At 71.2% G+C, this 21,470-nt stretch carries 19 protein-coding genes; 9 read left to right on the top strand and 10 right to left on the bottom strand.

The window, feature by feature from the left end:
• A complete protein-coding gene (locus tag KAK06_RS04480) occupies positions 1-807 on the bottom strand; it encodes a phytanoyl-CoA dioxygenase family protein (RefSeq protein ID WP_210800725.1) in 807 nt (268 codons plus the stop codon).
• Positions 804-2,450, bottom strand: coding sequence for an alpha-amylase family glycosyl hydrolase (locus tag KAK06_RS04475; RefSeq protein WP_210800724.1), 1,647 nt, complete (start codon positions 2,448-2,450; stop codon positions 804-806). The genes KAK06_RS04480 and KAK06_RS04475 overlap by 4 nt, the downstream gene beginning before the upstream one ends.
• Positions 2,451-2,560: 110 nt before the next feature.
• Between KAK06_RS04475 and KAK06_RS24485 the strand changes: the two genes are divergently transcribed.
• On the top strand, positions 2,561-3,457 hold the full coding sequence (locus tag KAK06_RS24485; RefSeq protein ID WP_210800723.1) for a helix-turn-helix domain-containing protein: 897 nt from the start codon (positions 2,561-2,563) through the stop codon (positions 3,455-3,457).
• A complete protein-coding gene (locus KAK06_RS04465; RefSeq protein ID WP_247652656.1) occupies positions 3,454-3,936 on the top strand; it encodes an ASCH domain-containing protein in 483 nt (160 codons plus the stop codon). Before KAK06_RS24485 ends, KAK06_RS04465 begins: the two co-directional genes overlap by 4 nt.
• A gap of 7 nt (positions 3,937-3,943) precedes the next feature.
• On the opposite strand, the gene KAK06_RS04460 is transcribed toward KAK06_RS04465, so the two are convergent.
• On the bottom strand, positions 3,944-5,167 hold the full coding sequence (locus KAK06_RS04460) for an esterase/lipase family protein (protein WP_210800722.1): 1,224 nt from the start codon (positions 5,165-5,167) through the stop codon (positions 3,944-3,946).
• A 509-nt stretch (positions 5,168-5,676) separates the two neighbouring features.
• Between KAK06_RS04460 and cspE the strand changes: the two genes are divergently transcribed.
• From cspE to KAK06_RS04445, 3 genes are all read left to right on the top strand, one after another.
• A complete protein-coding gene (cspE, locus tag KAK06_RS04455; protein WP_210800721.1) occupies positions 5,677-5,889 on the top strand; it encodes a transcription antiterminator/RNA stability regulator CspE in 213 nt (70 codons plus the stop codon).
• Positions 5,890-5,964: 75 nt separating this feature from the next.
• Positions 5,965-6,963, top strand: coding sequence for a trypsin-like peptidase domain-containing protein (locus tag KAK06_RS04450; protein WP_210800720.1), 999 nt, complete (start codon positions 5,965-5,967; stop codon positions 6,961-6,963).
• A 156-nt stretch (positions 6,964-7,119) separates the two neighbouring features.
• Positions 7,120-8,130, top strand: a complete 1,011-nt coding sequence (locus KAK06_RS04445) for a cytochrome-c peroxidase (RefSeq protein WP_210800719.1) — start codon at positions 7,120-7,122, stop codon at positions 8,128-8,130.
• 6 nt (positions 8,131-8,136) lie between these two features.
• On the opposite strand, the gene KAK06_RS04440 is transcribed toward KAK06_RS04445, so the two are convergent.
• Positions 8,137-9,009 (bottom strand): LysR family transcriptional regulator, encoded by an 873-nt coding sequence (locus KAK06_RS04440; protein ID WP_210800718.1) that lies wholly within the window; start codon positions 9,007-9,009, stop codon positions 8,137-8,139.
• 117 nt (positions 9,010-9,126) lie between these two features.
• Between KAK06_RS04440 and KAK06_RS04435 the strand changes: the two genes are divergently transcribed.
• From KAK06_RS04435 to KAK06_RS04425, 3 genes are read left to right on the top strand one after another with little or no spacing between them, the layout of a single operon-like run.
• Positions 9,127-9,897: a type 1 glutamine amidotransferase domain-containing protein gene (locus KAK06_RS04435; protein WP_210800717.1), complete on the top strand. Its 771-nt coding sequence runs from the start codon at positions 9,127-9,129 to the stop codon at positions 9,895-9,897.
• Between the two features lie 17 nt (positions 9,898-9,914).
• Positions 9,915-10,541 carry an NADPH-dependent F420 reductase gene (locus KAK06_RS04430; RefSeq protein WP_210800716.1) on the top strand — a complete coding sequence of 209 codons (627 nt, stop codon included), beginning with the start codon at positions 9,915-9,917 and terminating at the stop codon, positions 10,539-10,541.
• Positions 10,538-11,512 carry a low temperature requirement protein A gene (locus tag KAK06_RS04425; RefSeq protein ID WP_210800715.1) on the top strand — a complete coding sequence of 325 codons (975 nt, stop codon included), beginning with the start codon at positions 10,538-10,540 and terminating at the stop codon, positions 11,510-11,512. The genes KAK06_RS04430 and KAK06_RS04425 overlap by 4 nt, the downstream gene beginning before the upstream one ends.
• Before the next feature lie 9 nt (positions 11,513-11,521).
• Here the strand turns inward: KAK06_RS04425 and KAK06_RS04420 are convergent, their stop codons facing one another.
• Positions 11,522-11,779 carry a hypothetical protein gene (locus tag KAK06_RS04420; protein WP_210800714.1) on the bottom strand — a complete coding sequence of 86 codons (258 nt, stop codon included), beginning with the start codon at positions 11,777-11,779 and terminating at the stop codon, positions 11,522-11,524.
• A 118-nt stretch (positions 11,780-11,897) separates the two neighbouring features.
• Entirely contained in the window at positions 11,898-12,635 is a 738-nt protein-coding gene (locus KAK06_RS04415) for a helix-turn-helix domain-containing protein (RefSeq protein ID WP_247652655.1), read from the bottom strand.
• A gap of 109 nt (positions 12,636-12,744) precedes the next feature.
• Here KAK06_RS04415 and KAK06_RS04410 point away from each other — a divergent pair, with 109 nt between their 5' ends.
• Entirely contained in the window at positions 12,745-13,029 is a 285-nt protein-coding gene (locus KAK06_RS04410) for a DUF2834 domain-containing protein (protein ID WP_210800712.1), read from the top strand.
• Here KAK06_RS04410 and malQ read toward each other — a convergent pair.
• Genes malQ through KAK06_RS04390 form a run of 4 tightly spaced genes read right to left on the bottom strand, consistent with a single transcriptional unit; the run spans position 13,026 to position 21,332 of the window.
• Positions 13,026-14,540 (bottom strand): 4-alpha-glucanotransferase, encoded by a 1,515-nt coding sequence (gene malQ, locus KAK06_RS04405; RefSeq protein ID WP_210800711.1) that lies wholly within the window; start codon positions 14,538-14,540, stop codon positions 13,026-13,028. The two genes, KAK06_RS04410 and malQ, sit on opposite strands and share 4 nt — an antisense overlap.
• Positions 14,541-14,556: 16 nt before the next feature.
• Positions 14,557-16,662 carry a glycogen debranching protein GlgX gene (glgX, locus tag KAK06_RS04400; RefSeq protein WP_210800710.1) on the bottom strand — a complete coding sequence of 702 codons (2,106 nt, stop codon included), beginning with the start codon at positions 16,660-16,662 and terminating at the stop codon, positions 14,557-14,559.
• Between the two features lie 19 nt (positions 16,663-16,681).
• On the bottom strand, positions 16,682-18,871 hold the full coding sequence (gene glgB / locus KAK06_RS04395) for a 1,4-alpha-glucan branching protein GlgB (protein WP_210800709.1): 2,190 nt from the start codon (positions 18,869-18,871) through the stop codon (positions 16,682-16,684).
• Between the two features lie 13 nt (positions 18,872-18,884).
• Positions 18,885-21,332 (bottom strand): glycogen/starch/alpha-glucan phosphorylase, encoded by a 2,448-nt coding sequence (locus KAK06_RS04390; protein ID WP_210800708.1) that lies wholly within the window; start codon positions 21,330-21,332, stop codon positions 18,885-18,887.
• Positions 21,333-21,470: the final 138 nt, after the last annotated feature.

Below are 21,470 nucleotides of genomic sequence, written 5' to 3'. Positions count from 1 at the left end.
TCAGCGGCGGTGCCAGATCAGCGGATTCTTGCGCGTGTCGATCACCTCGCCCTCATTGGCACCCGGGCACCATTGCTCGCGGTCGTTGGCCTGCACGGCGTTGAGCGCTGGCAGCAGGCGCATCGCGGCGTCCATGTAGATGATGGTCATCACCGAGCGCGGGCGCTGGCTGTGGTTGGCGCCGGCCTTGTGGAAGGTCCAACCCAGGTGGAAGCTGACCTCGCCCAGCTCGAACGCGCCGCTGACGAACTCAAAGCCGTGGCGCGCCATGTTGGCGCTGATCCTGTCTTCGCTCTCATCACTGATGCCCAGGTCGCGCCCGAACTCGACCGACTGGCTGCGCGCATAAAAGCCCAGCGGGCCCATCTCGGGTGGCACCGGCTGCAGCGGGATCCAGGCGGTGATCGTGCGGTCGCTGGCCAGCGGCCAGTAGTACTGGTCGGCATGGGCGGGCGTGAGGCCGCCGCCGGGCTCCTTGTACAGCGACTGGTCGTGGTACAGGCGCACGCCGTCGACCTCCAGCAGCTCGGCCGCGATGCGCCCCAGGCGTTGGCCCATCACGAAGCGGCCCACCAGCGGGCTCTTCTCCCACAGGTTCATCAACTGCAGGAAGGCGCGGTCGTAGGTGCTGCGCTCGGCCAGCGGACGATGATCGGTGTTGAGGGCCAGCGTCAGGCGCGTGACCTCGGCGCCGTAGTGCGCCAGCGTGGCGGGGCTCAGCACGTTCTTGAGCTTGATGAAGCCATCGCGGCGAAAGCGCGCGATGGCCTCGGCAGCCAGGGGGTAGGGCTGGTCGAGGTCGGTCATGTCCAGTGTCCTGTCAGACGGTAGAAGGCGGCGGCACCGGCCGGCAGTGGCCGATCGGCGGACAGCGGCGCGGGATGGGCCCACAGGCAGTGGGCCGGATCGAGCAGCCCGGGGGACATGGCCGGCAGCGGTGCCGGCCGGGCGCCCAGGTTGAACACCACCAGCACCGCGTCCGGGCTCTCGCCGCGCTGCAGCACCAGCACCTCGCCCTCGGCCCAGCGCACCCGGCTGGACCCCACGCGCAGCGCGGGCTCGCGGCGGCGCAGCGCGATCAGTGCGCGGGTGTACTGCAGCATCGACCGCGGGTCGGCATGCTGGAGGTCCACCGCCAGCGCCGCATGGGCCGGATCCACCGGCAGCCAGGGCCGGGCGCTGCTGAAACCGGCCTGCGGCGCGTCATGCACCCAAGGCATCGGCGTGCGGCAGCCATCGCGCCCGGGCAGCAGCGGCCAGTTCGCCAGACCGTAAGGGTCCTGCATCAACTCGGGCGGTACCTGGCTCTGCGGCAGGCCCAGTTCCTCGCCCTGGTAGATGAAGACTGTGCCGCGCAGCGCGATCAGCAGCGCCATCCAGGTCAGCGCCCCGGCACCCGGGCGGGCGGACGCGGCGCCGGCGCCACCGAAGCCGAAGCCGGCCGCACCGCCATCGCCCCAGCGCGTGGCCACCCGCGGCACGTCGTGGTTCGAGAAGGCCCAGGACGGCCAGCCCGCGCTGTCGTCCCAGGCCGCCAACTGTCGCGCCACGTCGGCGGCATCGGGCCGCTCGCCCAGGAAGGCGAAGGAGTAGGCGGTGTGCAGCGCATCGCCGCTGCCCGTGTAGGCCTGCATCGTGGCCAGCGGCTCGGGGCCACCGATCTCGCCGACGGTGAAGCGGTCCGGGTAGCTGTTCAACACAGGCCGAAGCCGGCGCAGAAAGGCCAGCGACTCGGGCTGGTCCATGGTGTGCAGGTGGCGCTGCATCAGCACCGGGCTGTCGCCGCGCTGGCCGGGCTCGGCGGGCGGGTTGTCGCGCAGCAGCGGGTCGTGGGCGTAGAGGTTGGCGGTGTCCAGGCGAAAGCCGTCGACGCCGCGCTCCAGCCAGAAGCGGGCGATTTCCAGCACCGCGTCCTGCACCGCCGGGCAGTGAAAGTTCAGGTCCGGCATCTGCGGCAGGAACTGGTGCAGGTGGTACTGGCGCCGGCGCGCCTCCCAGCGCCAGGCCGGGCCGCCCATCCAGCTTTGCCAGTTGGTGGGCGGGCTGCCGTCGGGCTTCGGGTCGGCCCAGACGTACCAGTCGGCCAGCGGCCCCTCGCGGCTGGCGCGGCTGGCCTGGAACCACGGATGCTCGGCCGCGGTATGGCTCCAGACCTGGTCGATCAGCAGCTTCAGGCCCAGGCGGTGCGCCTCGGCCACCAGCCGATCGACATCGGCCAGCGTGCCGAAGCGCGGATCGACGCCGCAGTGGTCGCTGACGTCGTAGCCGAAGTCGCGCATCGGGCTGGGAAAGAAGGGCGAGACCCACAGCCCGTCCACACCCAACGAGGCGATGTAGGGCAGGCGCTCGATCAACCCGGGCAGGTCGCCGATGCCGTCGCCGTTGGCATCGGCAAAGCTGCGCGGGTAGACCTGGTAGAGGGTGGCGCCGCGCCACCATGGTTCAGACATCGAGGCCTGCCTGCGGGGTTGAAAACAGCCAGTCTTGCGGAGATTCCCGGCGCTTTCAGCCGCGCATCGCACCCATAATGACTGTTTTCAAACCCATTGCGCGGCCAAGCGTGAAGATCGCCCGCGAGATCATCCGCCACCCCGAGGCCTCGATGCGCTGCATGCGGCTGCGGCTGCCGGCCTTTCGCGGCAGCCTGCACCGGCACGGCCACTGCGAGCTGACCTGGATCGAGCGCGGCCGCGGCCTGCGCTGGGTGGGCGACCGCGTCGAGCCCTTTGGCGACGGCGATCTGGTGCTGCTGGGTGCCGAGCTGCCGCACGTCTGGCTGAGCGCGGGCCCGGCCGCGCAGGGCCGCCACGAGGCCACGGTGCTGCAGTTCCCGCAGGACTGGTGCGCCCAGGCGGCCTGGCCCGAGCTGGCTGGCCTGGCGGGCGTGCTGGCCCGCGCCGCCCGTGGCCTGGCCGTGGAGGGCGCCACCCGCGCGCAGGTGCAGCCGCTGCTGGCGCGCATGCCCAGCGCCGATGCACCCCGCCGCGTCGCGCTGCTGATCGAGCTGTTGGCCGTGCTGGCCGAGGCGCCTGCCCACGCGCTGCGCCCTCTGTCGCGCCATGCGCCAGTGGCTGGCAGCGATGCCGTGCACGCCGCTCGCCGCGACCGCCTGACGCGCCTGCTCGATTGGATCCAGCGCCACCTGGGCGACGAGCTGCGCGTGGCCGACGCTGCGGCCATCGTCGGCATCAGCCCCGCGGCCTTTGGTCGCTTCTTCCGCCGCGAGCTGGGCTGCGGCTTCACCGAGTTCGTCAATGACGCCCGTTGCAGCTGGGCTGCGCAGCGCCTGCTGGAGTGCGACGAGCCAGTGGCCGCGATCGCGCTGGACTGCGGCTTTCCGACGCTGTCACACTTCGGCCAGCAGTTCCGGCGCCGGCACGGCTGCTCGCCGCGCGACTACCGCCGCCACGGGCCGCTGGCGCAGCGCCCACCGTCACCCATCAGAGGCCCCAGATGATCGATGTCGACGCCGTGCTGCAGCGGCTGAGTGCCCTGGGCGTGACCCTGCCGCCTGGCCGCCTGCGGGTGGACGGCTATGGCGACTCGCCCGCGCTCTCGCGCGAGCTGCTGGCGCTGATCGTCAGCGGCCGCAAGCGCGCCGGCACCGGCCTGCTGTGGGCCCTCGAGCATGACGGCGAGGACCTGCCACAGGTGGGCGACATCGAGCTGGTGATCGACCATCGCCATCAACCGGCCCTGGTCACCCGGCTCACCGAGGTCGACATCCGGGCCTTCGACCAGGTGGATGCGCGCTACGCCGCGATCGAGGGCGAGGGTGATGGCTCGCTGGCCTTCTGGCGCCAGGCCCACGAGGCCTTCTTCGGCCGTGAGTGCGCCCGCATCGGCCGCACGCCCTCGCCCGACATGCCGGTGGTGTGCTGTGTCTTCGAGCTGCTGTCGGTGGTGCCCGGGGCCGAGATCGGCCCCGGGCCGTGATGGGCGATCAGCTCAGCCAGGCCGCCAGGCGCTCGGAGACCGCGGGCGAGGACAGCAGCTCAAGGTGACCGGTGTCGTCCGCGATCATCTGCCGCTCCGGCGGAAAGTCCAGCCGGTGGGCCGGGTCCGGGTCCTGCCCCAGCGCGCTGGCCACCGGCACCAGGCCATCGCCCAGCAGGCGCCCCGCCAGGCCGCGACCGGCCGCCCCCAGCCGAGCGGCCACCGCGCAGCAGCGCACGCCCGGTGGCAGCGCCACCGCCGCGGCGCGCGGCCCGTCGCCGTCCTCGGCCGCGCTGCCGACGATGCTGCCGCGGCGCAGGTCCTGGATGCCGGCACTGCGCAGCCGGCCAATGCGCGCCAGCGGCCCGGCGTAGGGCGCTGCGCCCAGCAGCAGGTCGACACCCTGCCCGGCCTGCTCCAGCGGCGCACCCAGGTGGGGCGAACCCAGGCAGACCAGATCGTCCAGCCGGGCCGGCCAGCGCAGGCCGCCGCGGCGCAACTGCGCCGAGTGGAAGATGGCGCTGCGCGCCACCAGACCACCCATGCTGTGGCCCAGCAGCGCCAGGCGCTCGATCGGCACCGGCCAGGCATCGAACAACTGCTCGAGCAGCGCCGCCAGGATGCGGCCATTGGTCGAGATGCTCAGGCCGCTGTTGTAGTGCAGGTAGACCGGGGTGTAGCCCGCGGCCCGCGCCAGCGCCTCGCCGTGGTCGTGGCCGTCGCGCTGCCATTGCAGGTCGTTCATGCACAGGCCATGCAGCAGCACCAGCAGCCGGGGTGTGGCTTGGGGCAGGCGCGCGCGCAGCGCGGGCCGATCCAGCGGCAGCGCGCGGCCAGCCTGGCGAAAGGCCATGCTCAGCGCCAAGGGGTTGTCGGTGGCTGCCAGATGGTCGCCCAGCACGCCATTGAGTGCCGCCAGTACGGCCTTGCGTTCGGCACGCGGTGCCAGTGAGCCACCCGGCTCGGCCATCGCCATCTCGATCCAGCCCAGCAGGTGCTCGGTGCTGCCGCCCACCAGATGGGTGACGCCGCGCACTGTCTTGTAGACCAGACCGGTCAGGCCCCGCGTGCGCTCGTCGTCGCGCACCTCGCCGCCCAGGCGGGGCAGCCAGGGCGGCCGGGCAATGCGCGCATGCATGGCCTCGACCAGGCTGGCGAGGCCGACCACCGCATCGGTGGTCAGGCGCGTGGCGCCGCGCAGATCGGCGGCTTGCAGCAGGGGTTGCGTCATGGACCAGTGTGGCACGAAAGAATCCGGCACGTCGGATGGATGCGTGCTAGACTGCCTCTGCTTTTTGGTGCCGGCCCACGGTTCGGCACCGAGATCACCCGCTGATCTCCATCCCCTGCCAGACTGTCTGATCGCCCCGGCCGTCTCTCTTTTCTGGCTGCCTTTGGCCCGCCGCGAACGACCCCGCGGGCCAGACGCCGGACAGAGCTCGACCCCCGCCCGCGCATTTCCGCGCGATCACCCCCGACAGACTGGCCCCGCGCCGACACCGCTGCTGCGGTGACGACGCCCCAAGGACTCTCCCATCCGTACCTCCCGTCCCTCGCATCGGGCTGCCCTCAGCGCCGAGCTCGATCTGACCCCGGAGCTCGCCGTGGCCTGCACTGGCCCCGATCTCCCGGCGTCGCACCCTTTTCTCAAGACTTTCAGCGGCCCTGTGCGGCAGCTGTTGGCCCGCACTGGCGAAAGCTGGGGCATTTTTCTCAACGCATCCAGCAAGGATTGATGACATGACGACTGAAACCGGCACCGTGAAGTGGTTCAACGAAGGCAAGGGCTTTGGCTTCATCGCCCCCGACAACGGCGGCAAGGACCTGTTTGCCCACTTCAAGGAAATCCAGGGCACGGGTTTCAAGACCCTGACCGAGAACCAGCGCGTGGAGTTCGAGGTGACCCAAGGCCAAAAGGGCCCGCAAGCCTCGCGCATCCGCTCGATCGGCTGAGGCCCTCGCCTCGCCCCTGAAAGCGCGGCCCCGGCCGCGCTTTTTCGTTGTGCGCTGCCGTTGCGAAGGACGCCCATGAAGAACCTGCAAGAAGCCACCGAGCGCATCTGCGAACTCAAGGGCAGCCTGGTGGCCCTGGACACGCTGGTGCCCGCGCTGATCGACGCCCTGCCCGCGCCCGTGCGGGCCCGGCTGCAAGGCTCGTTCGACACCCATGCCGAGGTGGCGCGCACCCTGATGCTGCCTGCCGACATCTCCGACCTGGTGTTGTCGAGCTTCGAGCGCGATGTGGCGCGCATCGCCACCAGCCTGCGCCGGGTGGCCACCGCTGCCCAGTCCGGGCCGGTCGAGGCGCTGCTGCTGACCACCGCCGCGATCACCACCTTTGCACGTTACCGCTCGCTGACCCGCGCCAGCGGCTTCTTCTTCCGACGCGACGCACGCCTGTTCCTGGTCAGCAACCGGCATGTGTTTGCCGATGCCGCCAGTGGCCACCAGCCCGAGCACCTGGAAGTCGTTGTGCACACCGACGTCCAGGACCTCAGCCGCGCCACTGTGCTGGGCCTGCCGCTGTTCCGCGACGGCCTGCCGCTGTGGCGCGAGGCCAGCGACCAGGCCGGCCCCGTGGATGTGGCCGTGCTGGAGATCGCCCCTGGGCAGTTGCCGGCCAACGCGGTGCTGCAGGCCTTCGAGGCCAGCGACCTTCAGGCCGGCGACGAGGACATCGCCATCGGCGATGCGCTGACCATCGTCGGCTTTCCGATGGGCTTTCATGACACGGTGCATCACCTGGCGGTGGCGCGCAGTGCGTCGCTGGCCTCGGCCTACGGCATCCGCTTCCAGCGCCAAGGCTGTTTTCTCACCGATGCACGCACGCACCGGGGCAGCAGCGGCGCGCCGGTGTTGCGTCGACGGCGCCAGCACGATGCCGGCAGCGGCATGCCCTGGCAGTTGATCGGCGTGCACTCGACCCGCATGGACATGCACCCTCGCGACGAGGCCCAGGATGAGTCGCTGGGCCTGAACCTCGCCTGGTACGCCGATGTGCTGAACACGCTCACCGCCGATCGCTGAGTCCTCGGGCGACGCTGAACAAGTCGCCGAAGCAGGGATGCGCGCGCCGCGAGGCACTTGTTCAGTGTTGCCCTGGGTGTCGGCAGGGGTGCTGCGCAGGGCTTGACAGCCCCCAGGCAGTCACCGATAAGGGCGAACACACACCAGGAGGAGCACATGCAACGCACACTGACACCCAGGGCCTGGATGCCTTTGCTGATCGCCGCTGTGGCCCTGAGCGCCTGCACGGGCGCCACGCACCGCGCGCCGGCGAGCCCCCCGGCCTCGGCCCTGCCCCCGGTCAGCCACCCGGCCGACAACCCGTCCACGCCACTGAAGCTGGCGCTGGGCCAGCAGCTCTTTGCCGACCCGCGCCTGTCGGGCAGCGGCAAGATGGCCTGCCAGAGCTGCCACTACCGCGACCTGGGCTGGACCGATGCCAAGCCGCTGTCCATGAAGGACGACGGCAAGCTCAACACCCGGCACACCCCCAGCCTGTACAACGTCGGCTACCAGAGCCACTGGTACTGGGACGGCCGTGCCACCACGCTCGAAGGCCAGGTGCTGGCTGCCTGGCGCGCCCAGATCGGCGCCGACCCGGCCAAGGTGGCCGCGCTGCTCGATACCGTGCCAGGCTACCGCAGCCAGTTTCAAGCCGTCTGGGGCAGCGGCCCCACGCCGGACAACGTGGTCAAGACCCTGGCGGCCTTCTTCCGCAGCCTGGTCAGCACCAATGCGCCCTGGGACCGCTACGAGGCCGGCGACACCCGCGCCGTGTCGCCGGCGGCAGTGGAGGGCCACCGCTTGTTCACCGGCAAGGCCGGCTGCGTGGCCTGCCATGCGCCGCCCACGTTCAGCACGCCCGCCTTCTTCAACATCGGTCTGGAGAGCGGCAAGGCCAACCCCGATCCGGGCCGCTTCAATGTCACCAAGAACGAAGCCGACCGCGGCGCCTTCAAGGTGCCCGGCCTGCGCTCGGTAGCCCTGAGTGCGCCGTACTTCCACGACGGCAGCGTGGCCACGCTGAAGGAGGCCGTGCGCTACATGGCCAGCGCCGGCAAGGCCGATCCGGCCAAGACGCCGCTGATGACCGACAAGGGGCTCAGCGATACCGAGGTCGACCAGATCGTGGCCTTCCTGCAGAGCCTGACCAGCACCGAGACCTGGACGCAGCCGACCCTGCCCTGATGTTCCTCAGGCGGCCCCGCTGAACTGCTGCGCCGCCAGGTCGATGAAGGCGCGCACCTTGGGGGTCAGGTAGCGCGCGCTGGCGAATACCGCGTGCACCGGCACCTCCGGCGCCGACCACGCCGGCAGCACGCGCTGCAGGCCGCTGCGCAGCTCGTTTGATTCGGCCACGCGGCGCGGCAGCAGGCCGATGCCCAGGCCGCGCTGCAGCGCCTCGCGTGCGGCCAGGCTGGTGTTCACGCGCAGGCGCGGCAGCAGCTTGACCCGCTGCTGCTCGTCGCCCCGGACCAGGGTCCAGTGCCCTTGCGGTGCGGTGCCGGCGTAGACCACTTGCGGGTGTTGCGCCAGCTCGGCCGGACTGGCCGGCCGGCCATGGCGCCGCAGATACGCTGCTGAGGCATACAGCCCGTAGTCCAGCACACCCAGGCGCCGTGCGGCCAGCGAGGAGTCGGCCAGCGGGCCGACGCGCACTGCCAGGTCGACACCTTCATGCACGATGTCGACCACCCGGTTGGTGTAGTCGGCCTCGACCTGCACCTGCGGGTAGGCGGCCAGGTAGTCGGCGATCCAGCCACCCACGGCCACCAGGCCGAACTCGACGCCGCAGGTCAGACGCAGCGTTCCCTGCGGCTCGCCGCGGACGCGCTGCATCGCCTGCTTGGCGTCGTCGACCGAGCCCAGGATGGCGTGGGCGCGCTCGAAGAATTCGCGCCCGGCCTCGGTCAGCGACAGCGCGCGCGTGCTGCGCTCCAGCAGGCGCACGCCCAGCTCGCGCTCCAGATCGCTGACCACGCGCGACAGACGCGCCTTGTGCGTCTGCAGCGTGTCGGCCGCGCGGGTGAAGCTGCCGGTCTGCACGACCTTCACGAACGCCTGCAAGGACGAGAGATCCATTGTTGTCAATCTGGGCAACAGTAAGTCTCATTGTGATGGATTGAAGCCAACCGAGCCAGCGCACAGACTGACGCCCATGCATTCACCCCAGAGGAGTTCGCCATGAGCCTGCAAGACCCCAACGTCCTGAACCCCCAGCGCCGCAAGCGCGTGGCGATGGTGATCGCCAACCCCGCGGTGTCTACCACCACCGGCTGGCCAGTGGGCTTCTGGTGGAGCGAGTTGAGCCACCCGTACCACGCCTTCACTGAAGTCGGCTATGAGGTCGAGGTCTTCAGCCCCGCCGGCGGCGCCTGCGCCGCCGATGCCATGAGCGATCCCAACGACGCCAGCGGCTACAGCCAGACCGACCTGATCAGCCAGGGCTTCATCCACACGCCTGCGCTGAAGGCCCTGGTCGACCACACCCGGCCGGTGGCCGAGATCGATGTGGCCGCCTTCGACGCCATCGTCGTGGCGGGCGGCCAGGCGCCGATGTTCACGTTCGAGGGAGCGACCGAGCTGCACCGCGTGTTCGCTGCCTTTTTCGAGGCCGGCAAGGTGGCCGCCGCGCTGTGCCACGGCAGCGCCATCCTGGCCTATGCCCGCGACAGCCGCGGCGAGTACATCGCCAAGGGCCGCACCGTCACCGGCTTTGCCAACGTCGAGGAGGACTTCGCCGACAACGCGGTGTGGTCCTACGGCCTGCTGCCGCGCGACCAGCATGTGATGCCCTGGCGCATCGAGGATCGCCTCAAGGCGCTGGGCGCCAACTACGTGCAGGCCGGGCTGTGGCGCAGCTTTGCGGTGCGCGACGGCAACCTGGTGACCGGCCAGCAGAACTTCTCGGGCGGCGAGACCGCGCGGCTGGTGATCGAAGCGCTGGGCCGCTGAAGCCGCAGGAGACGACGATGACGATCAGCATTCTTGGTGCCGGCAACGTCGGCATGGCGCTGGCCCGCGCGCTGCTGCGCGCCGGCCAGCCGGTGACCCTGGGCGTGCCCGAGCCGGCCCGCTATGCCGACGCCGTGGCAGCGCTGGGCCCACAGGCGCGCCTGACCGGCAGCGCCGCGGCCATCGACAGCGCTGAGCTGGTGATCCTGGCCGTGCCCTACTCGGCCGCGCTGGCCATCGCGGCCGAGCGGGCCGACTGGCAGGGCCGCGTGCTGGTGGATGCCACCAACCCGCTCTCGCCCGGGCTGGCCGGGTTGAGCCTGGGCACCACCACCAGCGGTGCCGAGCAGATCGCCGAGCGGGCCCGCGGGGCTCGCGTGGTCAAGGCCTTCAACACCACCGGCGCCGAGAACATGGCCGACAGCCACTTCCCCGCCGGCCAGCCGATGATGCCGGTGGCCGGCGATGACGCCGCAGCGCGCCAGCAGGTGCTGGCGCTGGCCACGCTGATCGGCTTCGACGCCATCGACATGGGCCCGCTCAGCGCCGCGCGCTATCTGGAGCCGCTGGCGATGGTGTGGATCCACCTGGCGTTCAAGCAGGGCCTGGGCCGGCAGTTCGCTTTCGCGCGACTGAGCCGATGAGCGTGCACCACGCTGGAGGCGAGGACCTGCCACCGCAGGTGCATGCCCGCAAGGCCACCTGGTTCGAGCTGTTCTTCGACCTGGTGTTCGTGGTGGCGGTGGCCCAGCTGTCGGGCCGCTATGCGCACCACTTCGACCTGGCGGGAGCGGCCGGCAGCGCCCTGCTGCTGATGGCGATGTGGTGGTGCTGGCTGGGCCACACCTTCCACGCCACCCGCTTCGACCAGCAGCGCCCCGACCAGCGCTGGCTGGGCCTGGCGCAGATCGGGGCGGTCTGCGTGATCGCCTATGGCGTCAGCGATGCCTTCGGCGAGCGGGCCGCCGGCTTCGCGCTGGGACTGGCGGCCTTCAAGGCGCTGCTGGTGCTGGCCTACCAGGCCGAGCGGCGCTGGCGCGGCGCGCACGGCCTGATCGCCGCCTACAGCGGCCTGTACGGGCTGCAGGCGCTGCTGTGGGCGGTCTCGGCAGGGCTGCCGCCGACGCCGCGGCTGGTCCTGTGGGGGCTGGCGCTGGCGCTGGACCTGGCCTCGCCCTGGTGGGTGGCGCGCTACACCGCCGCGGTACCGCCGCATCCCGAGCACCTGCCCGAGCGCTTCGGCCTGTTCACCATCATCCTGCTGGGCGAGGGCGTGGCCTCGGTGGTGCATGCACTGGACCATGGACCGGTGCTGCATGGCACCGCGGTGGTCGCGGCGCTGCTGGGCGCGGCGCTGGCCTTCCTGACCTGGCTGGGCTACTTCGAGGTGACCCGGGCGCACGACGAACGCGTGGTCCACGGCACGGCCGGCGGTCGGCAACTGCGTCTGTGGGCGTACGGCCACGTGCCGATCTACCTGGGCGTCTTCAGCCTGGCAGCCGGCACGGTGGCGATGGCCGGCGACGATGCCTGGGGCGCGCCACAGTGGGCGCTGTACGGGGGTGGCGTGGCGCTGATCGCGCTGGGGCTGGCGCTGCTGCGCCGGGCCCGCTGAGGCGACCCCTCAGTGGCGCACGCGGGCCAGCCGGTGGTGGTCGATCACCGCCGCGTGGTCGTGCTCGTCAAGCAGCAGGCCGGAGGCGATCTCGCCCAGGTGCCGCTCATCGCGCGTGCGCGCCTGGCTCCAGCTCTGCGCTGCCAGGCGCAGGCGCTGGTTGTAGTCGGCCACCGTGGTGGGGGTGGGCTGGCCCGGACCGGTCAGGGCCTCGAAGAGGCGCTGGTCAACAGCGGACAGCCGAATCGAATCCTTGTGACGGAGCATGGCCTGACCTTCGCATGAAACGCATGTCCACACTATCGGCGCAAACGCCCGGTGCCTGAGCGCGGAGAAGACGGGTTCCACCGGTCTTTCCTGGCGGTGCGCCGAATCGGTGCGTTGCTCAGCCTTGCAGCAGCGCAGCGGTCCGGGCATCGGCGGCCCACAGGTGCTCGATGCGCAGGGAGGCCAGGGTCACGTCCAGAGGGGCGCCGAAGCTGCTGAACATCGAGAACAGGCTCAGATCTCCCGCTGTGGACCGCAGTCGGGTCAGCAGCAGCGGCGTGGCTGCAGTGGGCATCGGCCAGTCCGGCAGGCCGGCCGACAGGCGCTGCAGCCGGGCTGCCAGCGCCGGCAGGTGCTGGGCTTCGCGCCGGGCGCGGTGCAGCACCTCGCCGCAGGTCTCGGCCTCGTTGAGCAGGCGGCTGCGCAGGCCCTGCGGGCTGAGCAACCAGTCCAGCAGGTTCAGCGGGCCTTCAGGCAGCGGCAGCTCGATCAATGCCAGCAGGCGCTGCACGCCGGCATTGGCCATCAGCAGATTCCATTCAGCGTCCAGCACCAGCGCGGGCGGGCTGCCGGGGGCGTGCAGCATCTGCCGCACCGCATCCAGCGCTGGCGCCAGCTGTGGCGCATCCAGGCCGTGCTGCGAGTAGGCGGGTGCCAGACCGGCAGCCAGCAGCGCGGCGTTGCGCTCGGCCAAGGGGGCGTCCAGCGCATCCAGCAGGGCCAGCAGCGTGGCGCGCGAGGGTCGGGCGCGACCCGTCTCGATGCAGCTCAGGTGACGCTGCGACACACCGGCGCGCAGGCCCAGTTCCAGCTGGCTGACGCGCCGCTCGCGGCGCAGGGCGGTGAGGGGGTGCATGGGCGTGAGCATAGGCGAGCCGGGTGATGGCGCCGATGACCTGGCAGGTCATTGCGGCGGTGCGCGGCCGGACCGACAGTGCCGGACATCAAGCCCCAAGGAGCCGTTCATGTCCCCCCTCCAGCCCCTTCTGTGGATCGTCACCGCGGCCTTCGGCGCCTTCTCGCTGTGGGTCATGGCCCAGGTGGGCTACCTGGGCATCTGGCGCGAGGGCTTCGCCGGCCTGGGCAGCACGCAGATCACGATCGATCTGGTGCTGGCCTGCGGGGTGGCACTGGGCTATGTCGTGCCCGAATGCCGCGCGCAGGGCCGCGCGGCCTGGCCCTGGGTGCTGCTGACGCTGGCGGGCGGCTCGCTGGGGCTGCTGGCCTACCTGCTGTGGCGCCGCCGTTAAGCCGGCAGTTTCAGCAGCTCGAACGGCCCGCGGCCGGCCGCTGCGGTGATCAGGCCCAGCACCCGCGCCGGCTCGGCGCCCAGCATCTCCCAGCCGAAGCGCCAGCTCCAGTTGTGATCGCCCAGGCTGCCCGGCAGGTTCATGCGGTGCTCGGGTCCCAGGCCCAGCACATCCTGCAGCGGAAACACCGCCAGGTTGGACACCGAGTTGGCCGCGGCGCGGATCATGCCCCAGTGGATGTCGTGCTCGCCGCAGGCCATGTAGCAGCAGGCGTACTCGCGCTCGCGCGGCGTGGCCGTGGCCCACCAGCCGCGCACCGTGTCGTTGTCGTGGGTGCCGGTGTAGACCACGGTGTTGGGATCGTAGTTGTGCGGCAGGAACTCGTGCGTGCCGTCGTCGCCGAAGGCGAACTGCACGATCTTCATGCGCGGAAAGCCGGTGGCCTCGAGCAGCTCGATCACGTCGGGCGTCACCAGGCCCAGGTCCTCGGCAATGATGGGCAGCGGGCCCAGCGCGCGCTCGATCGCCTCGAACAAGGCCTTCCCCGGCCCTGGCTTCCAGGTCCCTTCCACCGCGGTGGGGCAGCTGGCCGGGATCTCGTAGTAGCCGGCAAAGCCCCGGAAGTGGTCGATGCGGAAGACATCGGCCTGGTCCATCGCGCGGCGGATGCGGGCGCTCCACCAGGCGAAATCCTCCTTCTTCATCTTGTCCCAGCGGTACAGCGGATTGCCCCAGCGCTGGCCCAGCGCGGTGAAGACATCGGGCGGCACACCGGCCACCACGGTGGGCTGGCACTGCTCGTCCAGGTAGTACAGCTCGGGGCGGGCCCAGCAGTCGGCGCTGTGGTGGGCGATGAAGATCGGCAGGTCGCCCATCAGGTGCACATCGCGCGCATTGGCATAGGCCTTGAGCGCCGCGGCCTGGGTGTCGAAGCACCACTGCACCCAGGCCCAGAAGGCGATCTCGGCGGCGTGCTGCGTGCGCGCGGCGGCCAGCGGCTTCTTCAGGCGGCGGCGCAGGCCGTCGTCCCAGGTCCACCAGGGTTGGCCGCCGTGCGCCGTCTCCAGCGCCATGAACAGCGTGTAGTCGTCCAGCCAGTGGGCCTGGGCGGCCTGCCACTCGGCCAGCGCGGCGCGGTCGCTGGCCAGCGCGTGGCGCTCGAAGCCGGCGAAGGCGTCGCGCAGGCGGTCCATGCGCCAGGGCACGATGCGGCCGAAATCGACACGGCTGGCGTCGAAGTCGGGCACCGTGTCCAGGCGCAGCCAGCCGCGCTCGACCAGTGGCTCCAGCGCCACCATCAGCGGACTGCCGGCAAAGGCCGAGACGCTCTGGTAGGGCGAGTTGCCCGGGCCGATCGGCGTGGTCGGCAGCCACTGCCACAGGCGCTGGCCGGCGCTGGCCAGCCAGTCGACGAAGCGGTACGCGTCGGGGCCGAAGTCGCCGATGCCGTGCGGGCCGGGCAGCGAGGTGACATGCAGCAGCACACCACTGGCGCGTTGGGTCAGGTCCATGGGGGTCTTGTCTCCATCAATCGAGGCTGCGCAGCACGACCAGCGCATGCGCAGGCACCATCAGCGGCGCACCGCGTGGCGGCTCCAGGCCGCGCAGCAGTTCACCAGAGGAATCGAGCGCCACCTGCCAACGCCCGGGCGGCAGTGTGAAGCGGGTGGGCAGGATGTCGGGGTTGAAGGCCAGCATCAGCCGGCGCTCAGCGGGGGGCGCATCGGCGCCGGGCAGGATCTTGCAGGCGAAGGCGTGGCTGTGGCTGTCGTGCCAGTCGGCCACCTGCATCTCCTGGCCATTGGGGGTGAACCACATCAGGCTGCGCTCGCCGGCCGCGGCCGGTGCGTGCTGGAACCAGCGGTCGTGGTGCAGCGCAGGCTCGGCGCGGCGCAGCGCGATCAGGTCGGCCACGACCTGGGTCAGCGCCTCGTCGGGCTGCGTCCAGTCGTGCCAGGTCAGCGGGTTGTCCTGGCAGTAGGCGTTGTTGTTGCCCTGCTGGCTGCGGCCGGACTCGTCGCCACCGCCCAGCATCGGCGTGCCCTGGGCCAGCAGCAGCGTGGCCAGCATGGCGCGCTGCACGCGGCCGCGCAGCGCGATCACCGCCGGGTCCTCGCTCGGTCCCTCGGGGCCGAAGGGCGCGCAGGGTTCACCGTCGCGGCCGTCGCGGTTGTCTTCACCATTGGCCCGGTTGTGCTTGCCAGCGTAGCTGACCACATCGGCCAGCGTGAAGCCATCATGTGCGGTGATGAAGTTGACGCTGGCGCTGGGGCTGCGCTGGCCGTGGTGGAACAGGTCGGACGAGGCGGTGAAGCGCCGCGCCAGCTCGCCGCGGCGCACGCTGCGGTCCAGCCAGTAGCGGCGCACGGTGTCGCGGAACTTGTCGTTCCACTCCAGGAACCTGCCGGGGAAGCGGCCCAGCTGGTAGCCGCCCCAGCCGGCATCCCAGGGCTCGGCGATCAGGTGGACCTGGGCCAGCAGCGGGTCCTGGCGCAGCGCGGTGAAGAAGGCGGCCTGCGGGTCGAAGCCATGGCGGCCACGGCCCAGCACCGGCGCCAGATCAAACCGGAAGCCATCCACCCCATAGGCCTCGACCCAGTGGCGCAGGCTGTCCAGCACGAACTGCGTGACGCGCGGGTGCGCCACGTTGAGCGTGTTGCCGCAGCCGGTGTGGTTCTCGCAGTGGCTGGCGTCGTCGGCACGCAGCAGGTACCAGGCGGCGTGGTCCAGGCCGCGCCAGCTGATCGTGGGGCCGGCCTCGCTGCCTTCGGGCGTGTGGTTGTAGACCACGTCGAGCACCACCTCCAGGCCGGCCTGGTGCAGGGTATCGACCATGGCGCGGAACTCCTCGCGCACCAGCGCCGGATCGTGGCGCGCCGCCGCGCTGGCCAGGCGCGGCTCGGGGGCGAAGAAGCCCAGCGTGTTGTAGCCCCAGTAATTGGTGGCGCCGCGCTCGGCCAGGTGCGATTCATCCAGGCGCTGCTGCACCGGCAGCAGACTCAGCGTGGTCACCCCCAGGCGCTTGAAATGGGCCAGGCTGGCCGGGTGGGCCAGCGCCGCATAGCTGCCGCGCAGCGCTGGCGCAATGGCCGGGTGCTGCTGGCTGAAGCCCTTGACGTGGACTTCGTAGAGCACCAGGTCGGACGCTGGCACGCGGGGTGCGTTGGCGCGGCCGGGCGCCGGGCCGATGGCCTCGGGCACGCGGGCCTTGAGGGCGCTGACGGCGTTGTCGCGGCGGTCGAAGCTGCGCGGGCCCTCGGGGTGGCCCACCTCGTAGCCATGGTGCTCATCGGACCAGTGGAAGCGGCCGACGATCTCGCGCGCGCAGGGATCGAGCAGCAGCTTGTGCGGGTTGAAGCGGTGGCCCTGCTCGGGCTGGTAGGGGCCGTGCGCACGCAGGCCGTAGACCAGGCCGGGCCCGACACCGGGCAGAAAGCCGTGGAAGACCTGGTCGTGCGGTCCGTGCAGCCGGTAGCGCTTGAGCTCACGCGTGCCGCTGGCGTCGAAGATGCACCATTCGACGGCCTCGGCATGCTGCGAGAACACCGCGATGTTGACGCCGCCGTCGCGCGCCAGCGCGCCCATCGGCTCGGGCCGGCCTTCCAGCAGCTGGGTGGGGAGATGCACGTTCATGGCCAGTGCGGTGCAAGCCTCATGCCGGCAGCAGGATCAGTGTGGCCAGCGGCGGCAGCGTCAGCGTGATGGACTGCCCGCGGCCGGTGGCGGGCTCGGCCTGCACCACCAGCGTCTGCCCGCCATTGCCCTGGTTGCTGCCACCGTAGACCGCCGCATCGCTGTTGAGCGCTTCGCGCCAGGCCCCGGCGCCGGCCGGCACGCCCAGGCGGAAACCGGGCCGCGGCACCGGCGTGAAGTTGCACACCACGATGGCCTCGCGGCCCTGGCCGTCGCGGCGCACCCAGGCGAAGACCGACAGCTCGCGCGCATCCACCAGCAGCCATTCGAAGCCGGCGCCGTCGCAGTCCAGCGCATGCAGCGCCGGTTCATCCCGGTACAGGCGGTTGAGGTCGGCCACGCAGCGCTGGATGCCGGCGTGGCGCGGCTGGCCCAGCAGGCCCCAGGGCAGCTCGGCGTCGTGGTTCCACTCGCTGGGCTGGCCGAACTCCTGGCCCATGAACAGCAACTTCTTGCCGGGGTGGCCCCACATGAAGCCGTAGTAGGCGCGCAGGTTGGCGGCCTGCTGCCAGGCGTCGCCCGGCATCTTGGTCAGCAGCGAGCCCTTGCCATGCACCACCTCGTCGTGCGAGAGCGCCAGCACAAAGTGCTCGCTGAACGCGTAGACCAGGCCGAAGCTCATCTTGTCGTGGTGCCAGCGCCGGTTCACCGGGTCTTCGCGCAGGTAGGCCAGGGTGTCGTGCATCCAGCCCATGTTCCACTTGTAGTGAAAGCCCAGGCCGCCGGCAAAGGTGGGCGCCGACACCTGAGGGAAGGCGGTGGACTCCTCGGCAAACAGCAGCGCGCCGGGCGCTTCCTGGCCCAGCACCTCGGCAGTGCGGCGCAGCAGCGCGATCGCCTCGAGGTTCTCGCGGCCGCCGTGCACGTTGGGCACCCATTCACCGGCCGGGCGGCTGTAGTCGCGGTAGAGCATCGAGGCCACCGCGTCGACCCGCAGGCCGTCAATGCCGTAGCGCTCGACCCAGTACAGCGCGCTGCCGACCAGGAAGTTGGCCACCTCGCGGCGGCCGAAGTTGTAGATCAGCGTGTTCCAGTCGCGGTGGAAGCCTTCGCGCGGGTCGGCGTACTCGTAGAGGGCGCTGCCATCGAACTGTGCCAGGCCATGGGCGTCGGTGGGAAAGTGTGCCGGCACCCAGTCGAGCACCACGCCCAGACCATGCGCATGGCAGGCGTCAACGAAGCGCTGGAAGGCCTCGGGCCCGCCAAAGCGTGCGGTGGGCGCGTACAGGCCCAGGGTCTGGTAGCCCCAGCTGCCATCGAACGGATGCTCGCTGATCGGCAGCAGCTCCACGTGCGTGAAGCCCAGGCCGGCCACGTAGGCGGGCAGCGCGGCGGCCAGTTCGTCCCAGTCGTGCCAGCGGCCATCCGGGTGGCGGCGCCAGCTGCCGGCGTGCAGCTCGTAGACGCTGATCGGCTGGCCGCGGGTGTCGGCCACGCGGCGCTCGGGGGCGCGCTCGCGCCGCTGCGGCAGCGGCGCAATGATGCTGGCAGTGCCCGGTCGCAGCTCGGCGGCGCGGGCATAGGGGTCGGCCTTCAGCGGCAGCACCTGGCCGGCGGCGCCGAGGATCTCGAACTTGTAGCGATCGCCCACGCCGGCGGCGGGGATGAACAACTCCCACACGCCCGAGCTGCCGCGCGCGCGCATCGGGTGGCGCCGGCCATCCCAGGCGTTGAAGTCGCCCACCACGCTGACGCGGCGCGCGTCGGGCGCCCAGACCGCAAAGCGGGTGCCCGCCAGCGCATGCGGACCCTCGCCCAGCGTCATCGGCAGCGCGCCCAGCATCTCGAAGGGGCGCAGGTGGCTGCCCTCGGCGAAGTAATGCAGGTCGGCGTCGCCCAGCAGCGGGCCGATCGCATAGGGGTCGGCCAGCAGGCTGCTGCCGCCGTGGTCCCAGGTGATGCGCAGGCGGTAGTCGAAGCGCAGCTTGCGACGCGGCACCAGGCCCTCGAACAGCGGCATGTCGGCGCGGGCACTCAGCGTGGCCACCCGCTGGCCGGTGGCCACCGCCACCACCTCCACGGCCGTGGCGCCCGGCAGCAGCGCGCGCACCCACAGCCGCCCGTCGGCGTCGGCATGCAGGCCCAGCACCGCAAACGGGTCCGGGTGGTGGGCGTTCAGCAGCGCCTGGGCGTCGTGGTCGGTCAGCATCGTGGCAGCGTCCTCAGCGGGCCGGGGGAGCCCAGACCTCGCGCAGATAGTCGCCGATGGTACGGTCGCTGCTGAAGCCGCCCATGCCGGCGATGTTGCGCAGCGCGCTGGCGGCCCAGGCCGCCGGGTCGCGCCACAGCGCATCGGCGCGCGCCTGCGCCTGCAGGTAGCTGTCGAAATCGGCCATCAGCAGGTAGGGGTCGTGCTGCAGCAGCGGCTGCAGCAGTTCGCGGTGGCGCTGCGGGTCGCCATGCGCAAAGCTGCCATGGGCGATGGCGTCGATCACCTGCTGCAGCACACGGCTGCCCTCGATGTACAGGCGCGGGTCGTAGCCCAGCGCCTTGATGCGGGCCGCCTCGTCGGCGCGCAGGCCGAAGACGAACATCTCGCGCTCGCCCATGGCCTGGGCCATCTCGATGTTGGCGCCGTCCCAGGTGCCCACGGTCAGCGCGCCATTCAGCGCGAACTTCATGTTGCCGGTGCCGCTGGCCTCGGTGCCGGCGGTGCTGATCTGCTCGGACAGGTCGGCCGCAGGGATGATGACCTCGGCCAGGCTGACGCTGTAGTTGGGCAGGAAGACCAGCTTCAGGCGGTCGCCCACGCGCGGGTCGGTGTTGACCACCCGCGCCACGTCGTGGATCAGCGCGATCACGCCCTTGGCGGCACGGTAGGCCGAGGCCGCCTTGCCGGCGAACACCACCACCCGCGGCACCCAGTCGGCGCCGGGGTCGGCGATGATGGCCTGGTAGCGCGCAATCACCTGCAGCAGGTTCAGCAGCTGGCGCTTGTACTCGTGGATGCGCTTGACCTGAACGTCAAACAGCGCGTCCTCGCGCACCACGATGCCCAGCTCGTCGCGGATGTGCTCGGCCAGCCGCGCCTTGGCGGCACGCTTGACGCGCAGGAATTCGGCGCCGATGCGCTTGCCGGCGGCCTTGGCGCGCAGCGCGCCCAGCGCCGACAGGTCCTGGCGCCATTCGGCACCGATGTGCTTGTCCAGCAGCGCGGTCAGGCCGGGGTTGGCCTGCACCAGCCAGCGCCGCGGCGTCACGCCATTGGTCACGTTGAGGAAGCGCTCAGGCCACAGCTGCGCATAGTCGGCGAACAGCGTGTCGACCATCAGCTGCGAGTGCAGCGCCGAGACCCCATTGACCTTGTGCGAGGCCACCACCGCCAGCGCCGCCATGCGCAGTCGGCGCTCGCCACCGTGGTGGGACTGGCCTTCGTCGAACAGCGACATGCGCGCGACGCGCGCCTCGTCGCCGGGGAAGCGCGCGCGCACCTCGTCCAGGAAGCGGTGGTTGATCTCGTAGGCGATCGCCAGGTGGCGCGGCAGCAGGCGCTCGACCAGGTCCAGCGGCCAGGTCTCCAGCGCCTCGGGCATCAGGGTGTGGTTGGTGTAGCTGGTGGCCTGGTGCGTGGCCTGCCAGGCGGCGTCCCAGTCCAGGCCGTGCTCATCGAGCAGCAGACGCATCAGCTCCAGCGGCGCCAGCGCCGGATGGGTGTCGTTCAGGTGCACGACGTTGGCGCGGCCGAGGTGGTGGATGTCGCCGCCTTCGCGCAGGTGCCGGGCCAGCAGATCCTGCAGCGAGGCACTGACCAGCAGGAACTCCTGGCGCAGGCGCAGCTCGCGGCCGGCCGGGGTGCTGTCATCGGGGTACAGCACCCAGTTCAGGCGCTCGGCGGCCAGACGCTGCTGGCCGGCCTGGGCGTGCTCGCCGCGGCTGAAGGCGCCCAGGTCGATCGGCTGCGCCGCCTCGGCCTGCCACTGGCGCAGGGTGCTGACGCGCTCGGTGCCGTGGCCCGGCACGATGAAATCGATCGCCTGCGCCGCCACCGTCTCGGCCGGCTCCCAGCGGTGCTGGCCGCCCTCAAAGCGCACATGACCGCCAAAGCCGACGGTGTAGCGCAGCTCGGGACGCGGCAGCTCCCACGGGCTGCCGGCCTCGAGCCAGGTGTCGGGGCGCTCGATCTGGCGGCCGTCCTGGATGGCCTGGGCAAACATGCCGTGTCGGTAGCGCAGGCCATAGCCAAAGGACGGCAGGCCCAGCGTGGCAAAGCTGTCCAGGAAACACGCGGCCAGGCGGCCCAGGCCGCCGTTGCCCAGCGCGGCGTCGGGCTCGTGCTCCAGCACCTCGCCCAGCGGCGGCGCGCCCGCGGGCAGCGTGGCCGCAGCGGCGTCCTGCAGGTCCAACGCCTGCAGCGCATTGCCCAGCGCACGGCCCATCAGGAATTCCATCGACAGGTAGTGCACGCGGCGGGCGCGGCCGCGGCGGGCATCGGCACGCTGGGTGGCGGCCCAGCGCTCGGCCAGCAGCTCGCGGGCGGCGCTGGCCAGCGCGGTCCAGCAGGCGTCGCCCGACGGCGCGTCGCTGCGCTGGGCCAGCGCGCGGCGGGCCAGTGCGGGCAGCTCGCGGCCCTGAGCGGCGGGGCGGTGGGCGGGGCGGGTGGCAGTGGTCATCACGGTCCTCCAGGCAAGGATGGCGCCAGGCTGCGGTGCGGCGGCTTCGGCGCGATGGAGGCCAGTATCACCAATTTCCGACGATTTGTGTAGTTTGACTACATTCCAGGTCGTGAAAATGAGGCGAGTCAATCAAGT

Source organism: Ideonella aquatica (assembly GCF_018069755.1).
Taxonomy (GTDB): domain Bacteria; phylum Pseudomonadota; class Gammaproteobacteria; order Burkholderiales; family Burkholderiaceae_C; genus Ideonella; species Ideonella aquatica.
Note: the sequence above shows the minus strand (reverse complement) of the source record. Positions and strands in the feature narration are given on the sequence as shown.